Below are 18837 nucleotides of genomic sequence, written 5' to 3' on the forward strand. Positions count from 1 at the left end.
CTGTGACGGAAGTCAACACTCCGCCCGGCCCTCCGACCGACCGCGTCGAGCCGGTCGACATCCAGTCCGAGATGCAGCGCAGCTACATGGACTACGCGATGTCGGTCATCGTCTCGCGCGCGCTGCCGGACGTCCGTGACGGCCTCAAGCCGGTGCACCGCCGCGTGCTGTACGCCATGTACGACGGCGGCTACCGGCCCGACCGCGGCTACTTCAAGTGCTCCCGCGTCGTCGGTGACGTCATGGGCTCCTACCACCCGCACGGCGACGCGTCGATCTACGCCACCGTGGTGCGGATGGCCCAGCCCTGGTCGCTGCGCTACACCCTGGTCGACGGGCAGGGCAACTTCGGCTCGCCGGGCAACGACCCGCCGGCGGCGATGCGCTACACCGAGTGCAAGCTCGCGCCCATCGCCATGGAGATGCTGCGCGACATCGACAAGGACACCGTCGATCTCGTCCCCAACTACGACGGGCGCTCCCAGGAGCCGCTGGTCCTGCCCTCGCGCTTCCCCAACCTGCTGGTCAACGGGGCGGCGGGCATCGCGGTCGGCATGGCCACCAACATCCCGCCGCACAACCTGCGGGAGGTGGCCGGCGGCATCGTCTGGTGCCTGCAGAACCCCGACGCCGACGACGAGGAGCTCCTCGAAGCGCTGATCGCCCGCGTCAAGGGGCCCGACTTCCCCACCGGCGCGCTGATCGTCGGCCGGCGCGGCATCGACGACGCGTACCGCACCGGGCGCGGCTCGATCACCATGCGGGCGATCGTCGAGGTCGAGGAGGACGCCAAGGGCCGCCAGTGCCTGGTCGTCACCGAGCTTCCGTACCAGGTCAACCCGGACAACCTCGCGCTGACCATCGCCGAGGCGGTCAAGGACGGCCGGATCAGCGGCATCGCCGACGTCCGCGACGAGAGCTCCTCGCGCGTCGGCCAGCGCCTGGTGATCGTGCTCAAGCGCGACGCGGTCGCCAAGGTCGTGCTGAACAACCTCTTCAAGCACACCCAGCTGCAGACCACCTTCGGCGCCAACATGCTGGCCCTGGTCGACGGCGTGCCGCGCACGCTCAGGCTCGACCAGTTCGTCCGCCACTACGTGGCGCACCAGATCGAGGTCGTGGTCCGCAGGACCCGCTACCTGCTGCGCAAGGCCGAGGAGCGGGCGCACATCCTGCGCGCGCTGCTCAAGGCCCTGGAGCGGATGGACGAGGTCATCGCCCTGATCCGGCAGTCGCCCTCGGCGTCCGCGGCGCAGGGCGGCCTGATGACGCTGCTGGAGATCGACGAGATCCAGGCGCAGGCCATCCTCGACATGCAGCTGCGCAAGCTGGCCGCCCTGGAGCGCCAGCAGATCACCGACGAGTACGACTCGCTGATGGCGCAGATCACCGAGTACCAGGCGATCCTCGCCTCGCCCGAGCGGCAGCGCACGATCGTCCAGGACGAGCTCTCCGAGCTCACCGCGCGGTACGGCGACGAGCGCAAGACCGACATCATCGCCTACGAGGGCGACATGTCGATCGAGGACCTCCTGGCCGAGGAGGACATGGTCGTCACGATCACCCGTGGCGGCTACGCCAAGCGGACCAACACGGACCTTTACCGGGCGCAGAAGCGCGGCGGCAAGGGCGTGCGGGGCGCGCAGCTGCGCCAGGACGACATCGTCGACCACTTCTTCGTCACCACGACCCACCACTGGCTGCTGTTCTTCACGAACAAGGGCCGCGTCTACCGGGTCAAGGCGTACGAGCTGCCCGACTCCGGCCGCGACGCGCGCGGGCAGCACCTGGCGAACCTGCTGGCCATGCAGCCGGACGAGGTCGTGATGGAGGTCCTCGACCTGCGCGACTACGAGGTCGCCCCGTACCTCGTGCTCGCCACCCGCAGCGGCCTGGTGAAGAAGACGCGCCTCTCCGAGTACGACTCGCCGCGCACGGGCGGCCTCATCGCGATCAACCTGCGCGAGGACGACGAGGTGATCGCCGCCAGGCTGGTGTCGGAGGACGACGACCTCCTCCTCGTCTCGCGTGGCGCCCAGTCCATCCGCTTCACGGCCTCCGACGAGGCCATGCGCCCGATGGGCAGGGCGACCAGCGGTGTGATCGGCATGCGCTTCCTCGACGGCGACGAGCTCCTGGCGATGAACCGCATCGCCGACGGCGACAACGTGCTCATCGCGACCGAGGGCGGATACGCCAAGCGCACCCCCGTCGATCAGTACCCTCTCCAGGGAAGGGGCGGAAAGGGAGTCCTGACCGCCAAGATCGTCAGCGCTCGTGGCAAGCTGGTTGGCGCGGTCATGGTCAGACCCGAGGACGAGGTTTTCGCGATCACGTCCGCCGGAGGGGTTATCCGGACGAGTGCCGGGGAGATCAAGCAGTCTGGCCGCCAGACGATGGGGGTTCGGCTGATGAATCTGGCGGAGGGGGACAGCGTCGTGGCGCTGGCCCGTAACGCGGAGGCGCTGGAGACCGGAGAAGGCTTGGTCACCGAAGAAAGCGCCGAAGTGCAGGTGGAGACCGGTGACAACGGGGAAGGGGAGAATCCGTGAGTGCTCAGGGCAAGCCGGGATCGCGCCCCGCCTCTTCCTCGACACGCGATCAGGCGACGGAGAAGATGGACAAGACCGCTGGAACGAAGGACGTCGAGGCGGCCTCGTCACCGGTTAACGGTAGCGCGCCCGCGCCGGGGACCGATGAATCGGTATCCGACGATCGCAAGGGCAGGAAAAAAGTGACGACGACAGAGGACGGCAAGCAGGCCGACACCACGGTGCGGATCCGTCCAAGCGGATCCCCACCGCCCTCCGCGCCCTCGCTGCAGTCGCCCGCCCCGCCCCCGACACCGCAGTCCTCGCCCCCGCCCGGCGGGCAGCAGGGCCGTCCCCCGGTGGCCTCGCCCTCACCTTCACCGGGAGGGCAGCAGGGGCGTTCCCCGGTCGCCCCGTCCTCGCCTCCGCCCGGCGGGCAGCAGGGCCGTCCCCCGGCCGGCCAGCAGAACAACCGCGCCGCGTGGTCGCCCGGCAGCCTGTCGTCGCCCGAGGCCCCGTCGGACGCGTCCGGCAGGAAGGCCAAGGACCTCGGCGGTGCCAGGTCGCCCCGCAAGGCACACCTGGTGCTGCGCAGGGTCGAGCCGTGGTCGGCCATGAAGTTCAGCTTCGTCGTGTCGCTGGTCTGCTTCGTGGTGCTGTTCATCGCGGTCGCGGTGCTCTACATGGTGCTGTCCGGCCTCGGGGTATTCGAGAACATCATCCAGACGGTCACCCAGCTGACGACGGCCGACGGCAAGGCCACCAGCGGCGTCGACATCGCCTCCTGGTTCGAGCCGGTCCGCATCCTGGGCTACACCGCCCTGATCGGCGCGGTGAACGTCGTGCTGATCACCGCCCTCGCCACCCTCGGTGCGGTGATCTACAACGTCGCCTCCGACCTGGTCGGCGGCGTCGAGGTCACTTTCAGCGAGGCCGAGTAACCGGTCTGTCGCGTGTCCCCGCCCTCTTTCGAGGGCGGGGACATGGCGCGAGCAGGTACCGAAACAGGGTAAGCTTTTCCCTGTTCGAGCGAACGGGTTCGCCTCCGTCAAGCGGATGTGACACCGTTCGTCTGTGTGATGAGGGGCTATAGCTCAGACGGTTAGAGCGCTTCCCTGATAAGGAAGAGGTCCCAGGTTCAAGTCCTGGTAGCCCCACCAGCGAAAACGCCCCGAAGCGATCATGCTCCGGGGCATTTTGCTGCAACGGGTACTGCAACGGCCTCATTCGAACAGTCCGTTGACTTTCTTGATGGCGTCTTGGCGGCTCTCACCGTCCCCATGTGTGTAGATCTCCATCGTGACCGAGATGCGGCTGTGCCCGAGAATCTCCATCGCGTCACGCGGCGCGACACCTAGTTTCTTGAGCAGCGACGCGGCCGTGTGCCGCAGGTCGTGAACCCGGATCAGCCGCAGCTTGTTCGCCTCCACGATCCGGGCGAAGGACCGGGCGAGATTACGCGGCTCGATTGGCCGGCCCGACTTTGTCGTGAACACGAGCCCGGTGTCCACCCAATCTTCACCCGCTTCCTCCTGGCGGATCTTCTGCCCGCCCCGCTGCACCTCCAAGGCTTCACGGACGACACCGAGGAGAGGCAGCGAGCGGTTTCCTGTCCTGGTCTTCACCGGCCCATGGTGCAGCTCCTTACCGACACGGACGAGTTGGCGGCGGATGTTGACGTGCCCCTCGTCGAAGTCCACATCTACCCAGCGGAGCCCCAGGGCTTCACCCCTGCGAAGGCCGTATAGCAGCAGGAGCACGAAGGCCGGATACAGCGGATCGAAGCGCGCGACCCGAAGGAAGGCCCTTGCCTCGTCGGCTGTCCAGGGCTGATTACGCTGGGAGTTGGTTGTAACAGCGCTTCTTGGCTCCAGTTGGCGAGTTAGGACTGGCCCCACTGTGTAGCCGAGCGGTTACTGTTCAGCGAGATTTGGCCCCACCCAGGTGGTTGTGGTGAGACGCTCGGCGTGCTGAGCGGCCCTTGGGGGTGGGTGTGGCACTGAGCAGGGTGGAGCAGTTCGCGGCGATCCGTAGGGACTCGCGGCTGGGAGGCCTGTCGGTGCGGGCGTTGGCGAAGAAGTACGGGGTGCATCGCCGGACGGTTCGCGAGGCTTTGTCGTCTGCGTGGCCTGCGCAGCGGAAGAAGCCGGCGCGGAGGTCGTCGCGGCTTGATCGGTTCAAGCCTGTGATTGATGAGATGTTGCGGGCTGATCTGGATGCTCCGCGCAAGCAGCGGCATACGGTGCGGCGGATCTTCAATCGGCTGGTCGCCGAGCATGAGATGGAAGCGGTCTCGTACTCGACGGTCTGTAACTACGTTGGAGAACGTCGCCCGCAGATCTTGGCCGAGGCGGGACGGATCGTGCTGCCCGAGGTTCCGATCGACCAGGTCCACCGGCCGGGGGTCGAGGCCGAGGTTGACTTCGGGGAAGTCTGGGTGGACCTCGGCGGGGTGATGACCAGTTGCTTCTTGTTCGTGTTCCGCCTGTCGTATTCGGGCAAGGCAGTACACCGCATCACCGCGACGGCGGGTCAGGAGGCGTTCTTCGAGGGACACGCGCACGCTTTCAGGGTGCTGGGTGGAATCCCGACGGGCAAGGTCCGCTACGACAATCTGCGGGCCGCGGTTGCACAGGTCGTCGGGTTGTCACGAGCCCGGGTGGAGAACGAGCGGTGGGTGGCGTTTCGCTCCCACTACGGCCTGGACGTCTTCTACTGCCGTCCCGGCAAAGACGGGGCTCATGAGAAGGGCGGAGTCGAGGGAGAGGTAGGCCGGTTTCGCCGCAACCATCTGGTCCCGGTCCCGCAGGTCGCATCCCTCGCGGAGCTGAACGCCATGATCGAGGATTGGGAAGCTGAAGACGACCACCGGCGGATCGGGGCTCGGGCCCGCACGATCAGCGAGGACTTTGCGACTGAACAGCCCTTGCTGCAGCCGCTGCCCGAGGAGCCATTCGAGACCGGGCGGGTCTTTCATCCGCGGGTGGATCGCAGGGCGCAGATCTGTGTTCGGATGAACCACTACTCGGTGCCGGTCCGGCTCATCGGCCGGCAGGTCCGGGTCCTGCTTCACGCATCTGAGCTGGTGGTCTTCGACGGGCGGACCGAGGTCGCCCGGCATGAGCGGATGGGCACCCGGCACCAGTCCCGCCTGGACCTGGACCACTATCTGGAAATCCTGATGCGCAAGCCCGGCGCGTTGCCGGGCTCAACCGCGCTGGAGCAGGCGCGCCAGACCGGTAAGTTCACCCCGGTTCATGACGCGTGGTGGGCGGCGGTCCGCCGAGCCCACGGCGACGCTGATGGGACCCGGGCGCTGATCGAGGTTCTGCTCTTGCACCGGACCATGGCGCACGACCACGTCGTCGCCGGGATCGCCATGGCGTTGAGCGTTGGTGCGCTCTCTGCGGACGTTGTCGCGGTCGAAGCCCGCAAAGCCGCCCAAGCCGATCAGGTCGGCAGCGCTGAACCTCAGCACACCACCCCTGGATCACGCCCGGTCGGCAACCCGGCCGAGATTCCTGATGACGTCGCCTCCCTCACCCAGCGGCGGCTGACGACGTTACCGGTCGATTCCCGGCCGTTGCCCTCAGTCGCCGCCTACGACCAGCTGTTGCGCCGCCGTGATCGCCCATCCGCCGCCAGCCAGGGAGATGCCTCATGACCTTCAAACCTCAACGAGGACTGACCGAACCCGCCGCCGACGCCGCCATCGACCAGGCCTGCCGGATGCTCCGGCTGCCGACCCTACGCAATCAGTTCGCCGCGATCTCCGATGCCGCCGACCGCGAGCAGCTCACCTATCGCGGCTTCCTGGCCGAGCTCCTCATGGCCGAATGCGAAGACCGCCAGCGCCGCCGCTCCGAACGGCGCATCAAGGCCGCAGGGTTCCCGCGCGAGAAGTGGCTGACCGACTTCGACTTCTCCGCCAACCCCGGCATCAACCCCGCCGTCATCCACACCCTCGCCAAAGGCGACTGGGTCAAGAACGGTCACCCGCTCTGCCTCATCGGCGACTCGGGCACCGGCAAGTCCCACCTGCTCATCGCCCTGGGCGCCGCAGCAGCCATGGCCGGCTACCGGGTCAAATACGTTTTGGCGGCCAAGCTTGTTAACGAACTTGTTGAGGCAGCCGACGAACTCGTCCTCAACAAGACCATCGCCCGTTACGGACGTGTCGACCTTCTCTGCATCGACGAACTCGGCTACATGGAACTCGACAAACGAGGCGCTGACCTGCTCTTCCAAGTCCTCACCGAACGTGAAGAGAAAGCAAGCGTCGCCATCGCCTCCAACGAGAGTTTCGGCGGATGGACCAAGACCTTCACCGAACCACGCCTTTGCGCCGCGATCGTCGACCGGCTCACCTTCAACGGCGCCATCATCGAAACTGGCACCGAGTCCTACCGGCTCGCCCACACCCGCGCCCGCCAAGCCGCGGAGCCTTCGTGATCAAAGGGTATCTGCCGGTCAGAGCGCTCAGGTCAGGGTGGGATCGTCTTAGGTATGTCGACCTCTCACGAGTCCCGATGGGCCGAGGCTCTGGCCAGCATGAGCGACCAGGATCGGGACGCGGCGACCGCTCTGCGTGATCGCTTCACCGAACTTGGAGCCAATAACCCCGAAGAATGGGCCCTCTCAGAGATCTCCGAGAACATCCCCCAACTGGCCCGGTTCCTGGTCCTGCGAAACATCTGGCCCGAGTTCATCAACAGCTGGACCAATGTCTTGAACAACATCCCCGCAGGCGCTCGTCTGCTGACTGCGGGAGCAGACCGCGACGACCTGACGACACTCGCCCGCGCAATCGCCTACGAAACAGCGTTCGGCCTACTCGCACACCTCACGGCATCGGAGTGCAACCACACAGCACCCGGCTGGAGCCTGAGGGAAACCACGCCAGAGGGCCACCTCACCGGCCGAACAGTCCAAGGACTTCACGAAGACCTTCTCAGCACGGACCCCTCCGGCCGCGACGGACAAGACCTCTTCCGATAGCCGACACCCGCCAGGCCCCCCGAGCCCCCGCCAGCCAGCCAGGGTGGGGCCAATTTTTCTTCGCCGAACACCCTCACGAGATCACCAACTGGGGCCACCAGAGGCTAGAACTCGGGGCCAACTGAGGTTCACCAAATCAGGGAGTCGATTGCCGGAAGAGTCGCCAGTCGTGCGACATTGCGGGAGATGATCTCTTCCCGCATCGCCCGAGTCAGGGCCGCGCTGAGGACGTTCCGCATCACATGGACGGTCCCGATCGCATGCTCCTCCCCATTGATCTTGCCGTTGAGGAATGTCTGAACTTCCGCGACGGTCAGCCTGTCGAGCTTCTTCCGGCCGAGCCCCGGCTTGAGATAGAGACGGACGATCGTCTCGTACTTGGCGTAGGTGGTCTTGCGGATCGAGTGACGGGCAACGTCGTTGAGCCAGTAGTCGAGGTAGTCACCGACCTTCCAGGCCCGATCAGCCGCAGGCACACCCCGACGTGACTTGATCTTCATTTCTTGGATTTTGGCCCGTGCCTCGTCGGCGGTCTTGCCGTAGACGGTCTTGCGCTTCTCTGTACCGTCTGCGGTGAGAACGTAGACTTGCCCGCACCACTTACCGTCCGCCCGCTGGTAGACGGTTCCCTCGTTGTTGGCACGCTTGCGCCGGCTTCTCTTACGCGGTTCCTCACCGAGGGGATCGATCAGGGGCTTGGTCATCACGCAGCCTCTTCCATGAGCAGGTCAACGAGTTCGGTGATCGCGGAGACCGGCACGAGACGACGCCGACCGGCCTTGAATGACTTGAGCTGGCCCGAACGGATGAACTTGTAGAGCGTCCAGCGGCTCACCCGGAGCTGTTCGGCGGCCTCTTCGACCGAAAGGACGGGACCGTTCATCAAGCCGCCTTTCCGATTGCCGAAAGATCCGGAACAGGAATGCCTTCTGCTCTGGCCTGGAGTTCGGTCAGGCGTGCTTTGGTGCGATGGCGGTTGGCGACCCCGCGTAGCAGCCGTTTGGCCAGCGGGGTCCGGTTGGGGTCCTTGGAGGAGACCGGCCGCCACACGTAGCGGTGAGCGTCGGTCACGGTGTCATCGGGCAGGCCGAGCATGTCGAGGACCCAGGCCCGGCGTTCGGCCTTGTGCTCGCGCAGGGTCTTGTTCGACCACTTGCGCGAGACCAGGACGCGGCGGCCCGCGTAGCCGAGGTGTTCGGCCTTGTGCGCCTTGCCCTTGCACCGGCCCGGCAGCATGCCCGCTTTGGCGCCCTTGGGCTGGATGCCGTAGCGCAACCAGTTCGAGCAGGTGGCCGAGCAGGGTTCGTAGCGCAGCGCCTCAACCATGCGGGTGGCGTGATCACGGCGTGCGGGGTTCTCGGTGGTGGGATCGTCGGGGTCGAGGGGGTCGCCGAGGCTTTTGGTCAGGTACTTGGTGAGGTAGCCGATGCGCTTGTGTGCGTCCGGCGCTCCGGCGACGAGGCCCTGAACATCAACTTGAGCACCGAAGCGCACCACGTGCAGCGGTTCGGCCTCGTCGTCCTGGTCGAGCTGGTCGAGGGCTTCGTCCCAGGTGGGCAGCAGTTCCCCGGTAGCGGGGTCGAGGTAGTCGCCGGCCTGTCCGTCCGGGTAGGTAGCGCCGTCGCCCAGGTCGGCCCGTTCCGTCCAGAGGGGCAGGTGGTCGCCGTCGAACTTCACCTCGTCAACGGATGGCCACCACACTTGGTGGTAGGTCGCGGCGGCGATCGCCTTGATCTCAGCGCGGGGCATGGTGCCGCGGACGGCCATGTGCAGGTGAGGCGCGAGCCGTTTTTGTGGTTCGACGGTGGCGAAGTACTGCACGTCATAGCTCGCCACCCGCCGGAGGTTCTGCACGAAGCGGTCGACGAGCTTGGAGAAGTGCAGCGCATCGCGAGCAGCCGCCGCGTAGTCGTAGGTGCTCGGGTCGACCGGCACGCCCAGGCCGGAGCGGACACGGCCGTAGGAGGGCAGGGTGAGCGTGATGAACAGCGACGGCCGATACACCCTGCCATCGGGGGCGATGAACGTCCGGCCGAGCGTGGTGTTCTCCTTGGCCCGCTTGGGCAGGTCCGGCGCATCCTGGCGACGGCGGGTAGAGCGCGACCGCTTCGGGGTCGACCGCCCGCCCAGGACGTTGCCCCGCATCCCGGCGGCGTTGATCTCGGCGTCGATGCCCGTGATGGCCTCGTCCCAGTCGGCGACCTCTTCGCCGTTCCGCTCGGCCTCGTCGCGCTTGGCTTGGACGTCGGCCCGGAACTCGATCAGCCATTTCTGGTCATCGGTGGAGGGGTGGGGTTCGGCGATGGGTTCGTGGTCGAGGTGCCAGCCTTCCCGGCACTGTGCCCGGCGGAGTTGCTGGTTGCGTTTGGCGCACGGTGGGCACTTGGCCTCTTGGGTGGTGCCGCAGGGGATGTCGAAGGGTTCGCTCTGGCCGGTGTGGGTGTCCAGGCGTCGCATCTCGATGGGGCGGACGCAGACGCCGTTGAGCTTGGCGACCTCGATGGCCACGTCCAGGGCGACGGGCAGGGTGTCGCGGACGAGGCGGGGAAGGGTGCGGTCAGCACCGTTCGGCGGGGTGTCGGTCGAGGGGATAGCGGGGGTGTCGGTCACATGGCCCCCTTCGGGTCGACGAGATCGGCGCAGATCCGGTAGGCGTCGCGGTAGGGGTGTTTGCGCAGCCGCGCGGAGCCGAGGTCAACGATCACTGTCACTTCGGCGAGGTCGGAGCCGTCGACGGTGTGCAGCCGCCGGACGGGCAGGCCCGCGATCTGGGCGGGGGTGGCGTGCAGGATGATGCGCATCAGGCCGCCCCGTCCATCTCGATGGGCAGGGTGTCACTGGTCATCAGCGCCGCCATGTCTCTGATGTCGGTGTCGGAGACGTAGGCCGCGCGGACCCGGATCGGGTCGGGTGAGGTCTCCAGTCGGACGTAGGCGACGCCCGCGCCCTGCTCGGGGATGGGTGAGATGTGGTCGGCGAGTGCTCCCCTGTCGCGTGCGCCGTCGCCGAGAACCATGTCCACCTGTTCTGACTCGTCCAGGCGGAGCGCGATTTTGTCGGGGAACAGGTTGCGGATGTTCATGACCTCCTTGCACGGGTCCTGGAGGGCCGCCATCACGCCGAACCCGACCGCACGGCCCTGCGTGGTCAGCGTCGCCAGCGCAGCCGAGATGCGCAGCTTGAGGCCCTTGTCCGACTGATAAGCGGTCAGGAACGCCACCTCGTCGACCACCACCAGGACGAACGGATCCTCAACGGTGGGGGTGTGGGAGCGCTGGAGCCCGGCGTAGCGGTCGGCCCGCTCCTGCATGACCGTCACGGCGGCTTCGAGGAGATCGGCGCACGCGGCCGGATCAGCGGCGTACCGGTCTTCGAAGATCTCGTGGCCGTAGGACAGTTCCATCCGCTTGGGATCCAGCGCCCAGACCTCAGCGATGCCCGCCCGGACCGCCGGGAGGAGACCACGGATGGCCGACCACAGGAACGAGCCCTTGCCCGCGCCCGTGGTGCCCGCGATCAGCACGTGTGTGCCGTGCACCTTGAGCAGGTACGGACGACCGTCCTCACACGTGCCGATCTCGACCGGCCCCACCGACGCGACCACCGGGAGGGGAATGGCCGGCAGCGGGACGGCCAGCGGGTCATGGCGGGGAAAGGTCAGCTGGAGGCGACCGGCTCGCACGATGGCCACCCGGCAGGAGGAGGCGCCGAAGCCGTGGGCGAGGTTGTCGATGCGGTCGGCCCAGTCCTTGACTGACTGCCCGCTGATCATCTTCACTGTGACCACATCGGCCCAGGAGGTACAGCGGATGCGGACGAGGTAGGGCAGGTAGTCGCGGCCCTGGAGGTGACGGCCGAGCCCGGAGACGATCATCACCGGTTGCCAATGGCGCCGATACACCCACACCAGCCGCCACCAGGCCAGCAGCCGCCAGCCCATCCACCGGTTGAACGAGGCCCGATCGAAGAACGGCCACGGCGCCAGCAGCGAGATGGGAACGGCGACGACGACCAGGGCGAGACGCCAGCCGTACACGATGGCGACAGTGGCGGGAACGGCGAGCACGGCCACCGCGACCGGATGACGCCAGACGAGCCGGACCACTCCGGCCAGCAGTCGCCACAGGAAGATGGTGATGGTGAAGATAGCCGGGGTACGCACCACGGCCGGGCGGAACACCACGGCGGTGTCGGGGGTGGTGGTGACGAGGGTACGTGCCTCGTCGCCGGGCAGTTTTTTGAACATTAGGCTGGAGCCCTCTCTTGATTCGCTGTCTGGGGAGACCGAGGGGCCGCCGGAAGTTGCCGCTTCCAGCGGCCCCGCTTCGTGTCAGGCCGCTTCGCCCTGCTCGGACTCGTCGGCCGCCTGGTCGGGGTTGGTGAACTGGGTGGTGTGCAGGCGCTCGCAGTCGGCCAGGTAGCGCGCGGCGGCGTCGACGATCTGCCGGGCGAGGATCACGTCCCGGTCGGTGACCGGTCCACAGCCGGTGGTGGTGACCGTCATCTGCGCCTCAGTGCTGGACAGGGTCAGGAACGGCCGCTCACCGTCGCCCCCGAACGCCCGAGCCGACACCTCCGAGGTGCAGAAGGAGATATCGAGTCGGGTGACGCCCTCATGGATCGACGCGGTGACGTAGGTATAAGGCTTGCGCTCACTCATGCCGCCACGTCCTTACCGGCCGCCGCCTTGGCCGGAGCCGCCGCCGAACGGAGAGGACGCATCGCGGTGGCGCGGATGGACCAGGCCAGACGGCCGGTGTTCTGGCCGACGTAGGCGGTGGCGGTCATGCCGTCGAACTCCACCGGCACGAACGGCACCCCCGGCAGCGCGGCCGGGACGACCGGCTGAGTCGGGGACAGGATCTTGACCGCCACCGTCTTCTGTCCGGCCTTGACGGTGGGGTCTGCGTCCATGACCGCGACCTGCCACACCAGTTCTCCGGTGTTCTTGTCCTTGGCGTAGACGGTGCGTCCCTTGGACGAGGCGTCGAAGTCCTTGACCTGCTCGACCTCGCCGACGATGAAGCAGCCGTGCGGGAAGACCTGGTGGAAGCTGACGGGGATGGGTCCCTGAAGGGCCATCGCATTCTCCTAACGTGACAGAACCTACTTGAAGTTCAACCTAACCTATCAGGTTGCTCTATAAAAATAGGTTCGCTAACCTGTCACGTCAAGTTGAATTACAAAGGTGATCTGTCAGGCGGGATCAGGTCAGGGGGTAAGCGTCGCGCAGTTCATGGCGATCCCCAGGAAGGACAGCGTCAACGAGCTGGAGCGCCTTGCCGTCAGCGTCATGTCCGGTCACCACAAGATTCAGCACCGGCGCACCGGCCGACATCCCCAGAGCGTGCGCCTCATCTGCCGTCGCCGATCGCGCGAACGTGCGTTCCACGGCGTAGTCCAGCCGAAGCCGCTTGCGACCGTACAAATGACGGCGGATGCCCTCGTCCATCGGCTCAGGCGCGGCCAGCTTGGTCCCGGTTACCAGGTCGATGGGAAACCACGCCGAAACCAGTTCCACCGGGCCGTCCTCATCATTGAGGACGTATTGCCGCAGGAAAGCCTTAGACCCGGCGGGCAGCTCAAGCAGGGTGGTAACCCGCGTGGGGGCGACGATGATCCCGGCTTGCAGCAGTTCGGCCGAGGACTCCGACTCGGCGAGGTCGAGAAGACGCTGACCGGGGTAGGCGCGCTCCAGGTTCAGCAGGGGCACCTTCCCGCGCACGAACGAACCACGTCCGGTCTGGGATTCGATCAGTCCTTCTTGGCGAAGCAGCCGCAACGCCTCGATCACTGTCGGCCGTGACACGTCGAACTCGGCGACAAGCTGGCTTTGGGAAGGCAGCATCATCCCCGAGGGATAGGTTCCATCCGCGATGCGCGACCTCAAGGCGTTCAGTACCCGCTCGTATTTGAGGCCGTCCCCAGGTGGAGCTGCCATTACAACCGCCTTACCAGCTTTAACGTGTTCTATCAGGTTGAGGGTAGCATCGGCGTTCTGATCTTCCACCCTCCATGAAGGTGGAAGGCCCGACAAGCCTAGGTGTGGGAAGGGCAGGCTTGCCGGGCCACAGCGCGACGGCGAAGAACACGCTCAGTGCCGGTCACACACCGGCAGCGGTCACTCTCGCCGTCGCGCCTGCTTCGGTGGACCACTGGCAGCCGAACCGGGACCCTCCAGAACACCGGCCGTCCACCACTGCTCCTCGATGCGCTTCTCAGCCGCCAGACAGCCGGCCAACTCCTCCAAGGTCTGGCCACACCGCACATGAGACAGGCCACGCTGGAGGCTCTTGAGGGAAAGATCCTCTCGGCGCACCGCGTACCACCCGCCCCCCAGGGACGCCGAGATGCTCCAACGCCTGCCGTAGGCGGCCTTCAACTCGTTGAGGGTCACGAGATCACTCCGGACAGGCAAGCGGGACAGAACGCCTCCCACGCAGGTCGACCGGTCGGCGATCATCCGGAAGAACGCACTGCGCCTCTTCGACCAGCCTCGACAAGGGATGGCCACCGCGCAGCTCCGCATACCGAACAGCGATCCGACGAGCAGCGGTCACCGGATCACCCACCGGGTTGTACGCATAAAGTCGGCGTCCGCGCGTCGACACCGTTCCCGACCACCAGTGGTACGAGACCCCGTTGGTCCAGACGACCAGGTCGATCCACACCGAAACCAGCGCGATACCGAAACCCCGGTGAATATCGGCGGGCATTCCCAGATTTCTCAGCTCCTCGGCGAGCGCCGCAGCAGCATAGGAAGGATCATCACTTCCGGATTCAACAGGCCACCGCCAAACAAGTATGTCCGTCATGTTCCCTGCCATCCAGTTCCGGAGCAGTCGAAACAATCGCTCCGCGTTCTCTGGCTGCGTCGGCCATCGATGACCTGCACGCCGTAGGCCGCGCTCACCTGGACATACCGCCACCCTTTGCCCCGGCAGGATGAACAGTCTTCCCCGCCGGTTCCACGTGAGCCTGTCGTATCCACTCCTTACTCCTCCGTCGCGATGGACGTTTTCTCGGTCAGTCGAGACACTAGGAAGAACAGGCCGCTCCGCCCCGGAAAAGAATTCCGGGGTCTCCGAGATATCCATGCGAGGCTGACCGGTATGCGAGGCATGACGGATCACCTGACCATCGGAGAACGCGTAGCGTGGTATCGTCGGCGACGCGGAATGTCGCAAGAAGTCCTGGCCGGTCTTGTCGGCCGCACGGTCGATTGGCTGAGCAAAGTCGAAAACGACCGCATCGACCTTGACCGCTTGTCGGTCATCAAATCCCTGGCGGGCGCTTTGGACGTCGCCCTCGGTGACCTTCTCGCCGAGCCGTCCCTGCTCGACTGGAACTCCGACAGCGGAGATCGCACCATCCCAGCCCTGCGAGCGGCGATCACCGACTACCGCCAGCTCACCCCGCTCGCCAATCTCGCCCAGGCCCACGGACCCCCCAGCCTCACCGAGCTACGCAGCGAGATCGCCGACGTATGGCACGCCTACCAGGCATCCCGGTACGGACTCGTGGTCCGCCGCCTGCCGGCACTTCTCGCCGAGGCCCACCACGCCGCAGGCGCCTACCACGCTGACCAGCGCATCCAAGCTCTCAGCCTGCTTGGTCAGACCTACCACGCCGCAGCCACCATCCTCGTCAAAGTCGGAGAAACCGACCTCGCGTGGATAGCCGCCGAACGTGGCCTGACCTACGCCCAAAGCTCCGGCGATCAGATCATGGTGGCCTCACTGCTGCGATCCGTCACCCATGCCCTGCTTTCCAACGGCCGCTACGACGCCGCCTCCCAGTTGACGAGCGACGCCGCCGGACTTCTCCAAGAAGACCTGTCCCAGGCGAGCCCTGAACTCCTGTCGGTGCACGGCACGCTCTTCCTCGCCGGATCGATGGCCGCCGCCCGCGCAGAAGACCGCGCCACCACCCGAGCCTTCCTGACCGAAGCCGCGGAATCCGCCCAACGGTTAGGAGGCGACGCCAACCACGTATGGACCGCGTTCGGCCCCACCAACGTGGCCATCCACCAGGTAGCCACCGCCATCGAACTGGGAGACATCCAAGTCGCCATCGACCTCGGCCCCGGCCTGGACACCAGCGCCCTGCCGATCGAACGCCGCGCCCGCCACGGCATCGCCGTCGCCCAGGCGTTCAACCAGTGGAACCGCACCGACGAGGCATTGGACACCCTTCTACAAGCTGAGCACCTGGCCCCCGAACAGATCCGTCACCACTACCTCAGCCGCCAACTCGTCCTGACCTGGATCCGCCGCCAGAAGGGCAAACCCAGCCACCGACTCACCGACCTGGCTCGCCGACTGCGCGTCACCTGAGGCACCTTCACACGGGGCGGACTTCCCGTACCGTAGGGATCATGACCGGACAAGAGACCCCGCCAATGGCCACCCCCCGCGCCGCAGCCGGGGCACTCTTCTTCGACGAACACGACCGCCTGCTTCTGGTCCGCCCCCACTACAAGGACTACCGCGACATCCCCGGCGGCTACATCGAACCCGGCGAGACCCCGTTCCAGGCATGCGTACGCGAGGTTCACGAAGAACTCGGCATCCAACCGCCGATCGGTGACCTCCTCGTGGTCGACTGGGCACCGCACCCCGAGGAAGGCGACAAGGTCCTGTTCCTCTTCGACGGGGGAACCCTCAGCCCGAGCATGCGCGACAGCATCCGCCTCGGCGCCGACGAGCTGGCCGGCTACGACTTCCACCCCGTCGAGGAGCTACCCAGCCTCCTGATCGAACGACTGGCCAACCGCGTCACAGCCGCCGTCACCGCCCGCAGCATCGGGCGCCCGCTCTACCTGGAGCACGGCCAACAGTTGCCGAATTAATCAACGCCGCTGCGGAGGCACGGCCCCACATGAACAGCTCCGCACCGAAGGTGCGCGTATCCTGCTCGATCCCAGGGGCAAGCCCCATGCCACAGGTACGAAACCGCCCGAACCGGCGCTTGCCATGGCACCTGACTTTGAAAAAACTTCAGGCCGCGTGACGCGAGGTGGTGATCCCCGACAGGATGCTTAGGGCGCCCGCTTTGCTGAAAGCACAGCCAGGCCCAATCCTGCTATGAGGAAAGCGATCGCGAGCACGAGCATCGCTACGTCAAGTACGGATCCTGGCTCCATTACGTCCTGGCCCAGCGTCCCGGTGACCCCGAAGGCCGCTATTGACAGCACCGCCCAGCCGTAGTATTGGGGATCACGGCGGCCGAACCGGAGGAAAGGCAGGTGAGGCATTCGCTTGGTCGCCAACGCGTAGACGCCTAATGCAGCGATCAGGCATGAGATTCCCAGCACGACTGCCTGCACCACTTCGATATCCATCCGTGCCAGCTCCTTCGATACACGGAGCGATCAGGCTCCTGAAGATAGCTTGCCGAATTGTTCTTATATGGATCAAGGGGCGGCGGCGCTGCGCGCCGTCGCCCGGCCCTGCGCCTGCGGCGCACGCCGGGCATGCGGCCTGGAGGCCGGTCCCGACGCGCGGGCAGGACTCCGGGCCGTCGCCGCACGCGCGCCGCGCCGTACCTATGCCCCTCGCCAGCCTTTGGTCGCGCCGCCGCCCCGATGCAGCCCGACGATCGCCTCATCGTGGCTGAGGTCTGCCGTGGTCGGGGGCGATCGAAGATCCAGGGTTCGTTCCTCACCCTGGCTCACCGGGGAACGTGGTAGACGACCGCTCTTGCGTCGGCTGCCTCCGGTTCTCATTGCGGTGACGCACGCTTTCCCTTTGGCTGTGTTCCATAACCGCACCGTGTTGTCTTCAACGCCGTTGGCCAGCCAGGTGCCATCGGGGAAGGCCCTCTTTGGCAGGCTCAGAATTGTAAACCTGTCAGCTTGGCCTGTTTAAGTCGGCTCATGTAACGCTTCGTTTGGCTTCTTCCAAGTAGAGGTGTAGCTCGGGGAGGACAACGAAGGGAACACGGCCGGTGCGCCTCAGACGAACGGGGTCGGTGGAGATCTCCACCGACCCCGCGGCTTTCGAAGCCTTCTACCAACGCCACATAGAAGCCGTCACGCGATTCCTGGCCCGCCGGGTCGACGACCCCCACACAGTCGCCGATCTGGTCGCCGAGGTCTTCATCGCGGTACTCGACTCAGCGCATACCTACCGCCCCGGTCTGGGCAGTGAGATCGGCTGGCTGTACGGCATCGCGCGTAACACACTCTCCGCCGAACGGCAGCGGGCCGCACGCGAGCTCCGGCTGGCTGGACGGATCAGCGGACGCAGACTCCTCGACGCCGACGACCTGTTACGCCTTGAGGAACGCCTGGACGCGGAGAGGCCCGCCCGGCGGGCGCTCGCCGCCATGGCCATGCTGCCCGAGAGCGAGCGGGCCGTCCTGGAGCTGGTCGTCGTCGACCAGCTCACTGTAGGAGAGGCGGCCGTCGCGCTCGGGATCAGGCAGGGGACCGCCAGGGTCCGCCTGCACCGTGCCCGCCGTTCGCTACGTCACGTTCCCGGCGTGGTCCCTCCCGCCGTCATGGAAGGACTCCGATGAACTTCGAAGAGAGACTGTTGATGGAACTCAAGACCGAGATGGCCGAGCGGGCAGCGCGAGAGCCCGCCCCCAGGCCACGAGGGATCATGACCCGTACGCGCCTCGTCGCGGCGGCAGCCTTGACGGCGGTTGCCGTCGCGATTCCGCTTGTGCTGGGCGGGGGAACGGCCGCGTACGCGGTTACGAAGAACTCTGACGGTACGCTGATCGTAACGATCAACGAGTTGCAGGATTCCGAAGGCTTGCAGGCCGCGCTGAACGCCCAGGGCATCAAGGCTGACGTCACCTACACCCCACGAGACAAGGTGTGCGCGCCCGGCCGGTTCGCCAGTGCGGACTATGCCTACGGCGGGCCCAACCCCAAGAACATGACCGCGGAGCAGCGCGAGGAGTTCAACCGGCCGGAGCACTGGCGGTCCAGGGACGTCGCCCGCCCCATTGCCAAGGACAAGTTCAGGATCTCCCCGAACTTCATGAGGCCCGGAGAGACTTTGGTGCTGGAGTTCAGGCTCGGCAACGATCCGAGGGTTGGCTGGAGCTTTGGGAATTGGCTGGCCAAGGCGGACAGCTCCGTGCGACCCTGCACGCTCGTGGACGAGGGAGGGGCAGACAAGGAGCATGCCGAGGAGATGGCGGGAGGCTGACAGTGAGGCTTCTGCGGGACGATCTGACCCCGCAGGAGCCTCCTGCTCTGGGGCCTGCTCGCAGTAGTGCATCGGGGAGTGGTCGCCGCAGCGGTCCAGCCGCAGGACAACCCGCCGGGCCTCGACCGCCGGCTGAGAGCAGA

At 66.3% G+C, this 18837-nt stretch carries 21 protein-coding genes and 1 tRNA gene; 10 read left to right on the top strand and 12 right to left on the bottom strand.

Going from position 1 to position 18837, the window contains the following annotated elements:
• Window positions 1–2 precede the first annotated feature (2 nt).
• From gyrA to ACFYWM_RS05390, 3 genes are all read left to right on the top strand, one after another.
• Window positions 3–2552, top strand: a complete 2550-nt coding sequence (gene gyrA / locus ACFYWM_RS05380) for a DNA gyrase subunit A (RefSeq protein ID WP_389908887.1) — start codon at window positions 3–5, stop codon at window positions 2550–2552.
• Between the two features lie 182 nt (window positions 2553–2734).
• Window positions 2735–3472 carry a DUF3566 domain-containing protein gene (locus ACFYWM_RS05385; RefSeq protein WP_389908890.1) on the top strand — a complete coding sequence of 246 codons (738 nt, stop codon included), beginning with the start codon at window positions 2735–2737 and terminating at the stop codon, window positions 3470–3472.
• A 142-nt stretch (window positions 3473–3614) separates the two neighbouring features.
• Window positions 3615–3691, top strand: a tRNA-Ile gene (locus ACFYWM_RS05390).
• A gap of 63 nt (window positions 3692–3754) precedes the next feature.
• Here ACFYWM_RS05390 and ACFYWM_RS05395 read toward each other — a convergent pair.
• Window positions 3755–4291, bottom strand: coding sequence for a site-specific integrase (locus ACFYWM_RS05395; RefSeq protein ID WP_389908893.1), 537 nt, complete (start codon window positions 4289–4291; stop codon window positions 3755–3757).
• A 239-nt stretch (window positions 4292–4530) separates the two neighbouring features.
• Here ACFYWM_RS05395 and istA point away from each other — a divergent pair, with 239 nt between their 5' ends.
• The 3 genes from istA to ACFYWM_RS05410 all read left to right on the top strand — a co-directional run bounded on the left by istA (window position 4531) and on the right by ACFYWM_RS05410 (window position 7529).
• Entirely contained in the window at window positions 4531–6195 is a 1665-nt protein-coding gene (gene istA / locus ACFYWM_RS05400; RefSeq protein WP_389909332.1) for an IS21 family transposase, read from the top strand.
• Window positions 6192–6983, top strand: coding sequence for an IS21-like element helper ATPase IstB (gene istB, locus ACFYWM_RS05405; protein WP_389908896.1), 792 nt, complete (start codon window positions 6192–6194; stop codon window positions 6981–6983). Before istA ends, istB begins: the two co-directional genes overlap by 4 nt.
• Window positions 6984–7082: 99 nt before the next feature.
• Entirely contained in the window at window positions 7083–7529 is a 447-nt protein-coding gene (locus tag ACFYWM_RS05410) for a hypothetical protein (RefSeq protein ID WP_389908899.1), read from the top strand.
• 128 nt (window positions 7530–7657) lie between these two features.
• Here the strand turns inward: ACFYWM_RS05410 and ACFYWM_RS05415 are convergent, their stop codons facing one another.
• From ACFYWM_RS05415 to ACFYWM_RS05460, 10 genes are all read right to left on the bottom strand, one after another.
• Window positions 7658–8233, bottom strand: coding sequence for an N-terminal phage integrase SAM-like domain-containing protein (locus ACFYWM_RS05415; protein WP_389908902.1), 576 nt, complete (start codon window positions 8231–8233; stop codon window positions 7658–7660).
• Window positions 8233–8412 carry a helix-turn-helix domain-containing protein gene (locus tag ACFYWM_RS05420; RefSeq protein WP_389908906.1) on the bottom strand — a complete coding sequence of 60 codons (180 nt, stop codon included), beginning with the start codon at window positions 8410–8412 and terminating at the stop codon, window positions 8233–8235. The genes ACFYWM_RS05415 and ACFYWM_RS05420 overlap by 1 nt, the downstream gene beginning before the upstream one ends.
• Entirely contained in the window at window positions 8412–10139 is a 1728-nt protein-coding gene (locus ACFYWM_RS05425) for a replication initiator (protein WP_389908909.1), read from the bottom strand. The genes ACFYWM_RS05420 and ACFYWM_RS05425 overlap by 1 nt, the downstream gene beginning before the upstream one ends.
• Window positions 10136–10330 (bottom strand): hypothetical protein, encoded by a 195-nt coding sequence (locus ACFYWM_RS05430; protein ID WP_389908911.1) that lies wholly within the window; start codon window positions 10328–10330, stop codon window positions 10136–10138. Before ACFYWM_RS05430 ends, ACFYWM_RS05425 begins: the two co-directional genes overlap by 4 nt.
• On the bottom strand, window positions 10330–11775 hold the full coding sequence (locus ACFYWM_RS05435; protein WP_389908914.1) for an FtsK/SpoIIIE domain-containing protein: 1446 nt from the start codon (window positions 11773–11775) through the stop codon (window positions 10330–10332). Before ACFYWM_RS05435 ends, ACFYWM_RS05430 begins: the two co-directional genes overlap by 1 nt.
• A gap of 84 nt (window positions 11776–11859) precedes the next feature.
• Window positions 11860–12189, bottom strand: coding sequence for a hypothetical protein (locus tag ACFYWM_RS05440; RefSeq protein WP_389908917.1), 330 nt, complete (start codon window positions 12187–12189; stop codon window positions 11860–11862).
• Window positions 12186–12611, bottom strand: coding sequence for a plasmid replication, integration and excision activator (locus ACFYWM_RS05445; RefSeq protein ID WP_389908920.1), 426 nt, complete (start codon window positions 12609–12611; stop codon window positions 12186–12188). The genes ACFYWM_RS05440 and ACFYWM_RS05445 overlap by 4 nt, the downstream gene beginning before the upstream one ends.
• A gap of 124 nt (window positions 12612–12735) precedes the next feature.
• The gene (locus ACFYWM_RS05450; protein ID WP_389908923.1) at window positions 12736–13539 is read right to left on the bottom strand and encodes a GntR family transcriptional regulator; all 804 of its coding nucleotides are present in this window, start codon (window positions 13537–13539) and stop codon (window positions 12736–12738) included.
• Window positions 13540–13650: 111 nt separating this feature from the next.
• Complete coding sequence (locus ACFYWM_RS05455) at window positions 13651–13926, bottom strand: hypothetical protein (protein WP_389908926.1); 276 nt, start codon at window positions 13924–13926, stop codon at window positions 13651–13653.
• Between the two features lie 4 nt (window positions 13927–13930).
• The gene (locus ACFYWM_RS05460; protein WP_389908929.1) at window positions 13931–14344 is read right to left on the bottom strand and encodes a hypothetical protein; all 414 of its coding nucleotides are present in this window, start codon (window positions 14342–14344) and stop codon (window positions 13931–13933) included.
• A 306-nt stretch (window positions 14345–14650) separates the two neighbouring features.
• Here ACFYWM_RS05460 and ACFYWM_RS05465 point away from each other — a divergent pair, with 306 nt between their 5' ends.
• A complete protein-coding gene (locus ACFYWM_RS05465; protein WP_389908932.1) occupies window positions 14651–15865 on the top strand; it encodes a helix-turn-helix domain-containing protein in 1215 nt (404 codons plus the stop codon).
• Window positions 15866–15906: 41 nt separating this feature from the next.
• Window positions 15907–16380: an NUDIX domain-containing protein gene (locus tag ACFYWM_RS05470; RefSeq protein WP_389908934.1), complete on the top strand. Its 474-nt coding sequence runs from the start codon at window positions 15907–15909 to the stop codon at window positions 16378–16380.
• A 189-nt stretch (window positions 16381–16569) separates the two neighbouring features.
• On the opposite strand, the gene ACFYWM_RS05475 is transcribed toward ACFYWM_RS05470, so the two are convergent.
• A complete protein-coding gene (locus tag ACFYWM_RS05475; RefSeq protein WP_389908937.1) occupies window positions 16570–16872 on the bottom strand; it encodes a hypothetical protein in 303 nt (100 codons plus the stop codon).
• A 605-nt stretch (window positions 16873–17477) separates the two neighbouring features.
• Here ACFYWM_RS05475 and ACFYWM_RS05480 point away from each other — a divergent pair.
• Window positions 17478–18050, top strand: coding sequence for an RNA polymerase sigma factor (locus tag ACFYWM_RS05480; protein WP_389908939.1), 573 nt, complete (start codon window positions 17478–17480; stop codon window positions 18048–18050).
• On the top strand, window positions 18047–18694 hold the full coding sequence (locus ACFYWM_RS05485) for a hypothetical protein (protein WP_389908942.1): 648 nt from the start codon (window positions 18047–18049) through the stop codon (window positions 18692–18694). The genes ACFYWM_RS05480 and ACFYWM_RS05485 overlap by 4 nt, the downstream gene beginning before the upstream one ends.
• The last annotated feature ends 143 nt before the right edge of the window (window positions 18695–18837 follow it).

It is taken from the genome of Streptosporangium sp. NPDC002721 (genome assembly GCF_042888905.1).
In the GTDB taxonomy this organism is placed as follows: domain Bacteria; phylum Actinomycetota; class Actinomycetes; order Streptosporangiales; family Streptosporangiaceae; genus Streptosporangium.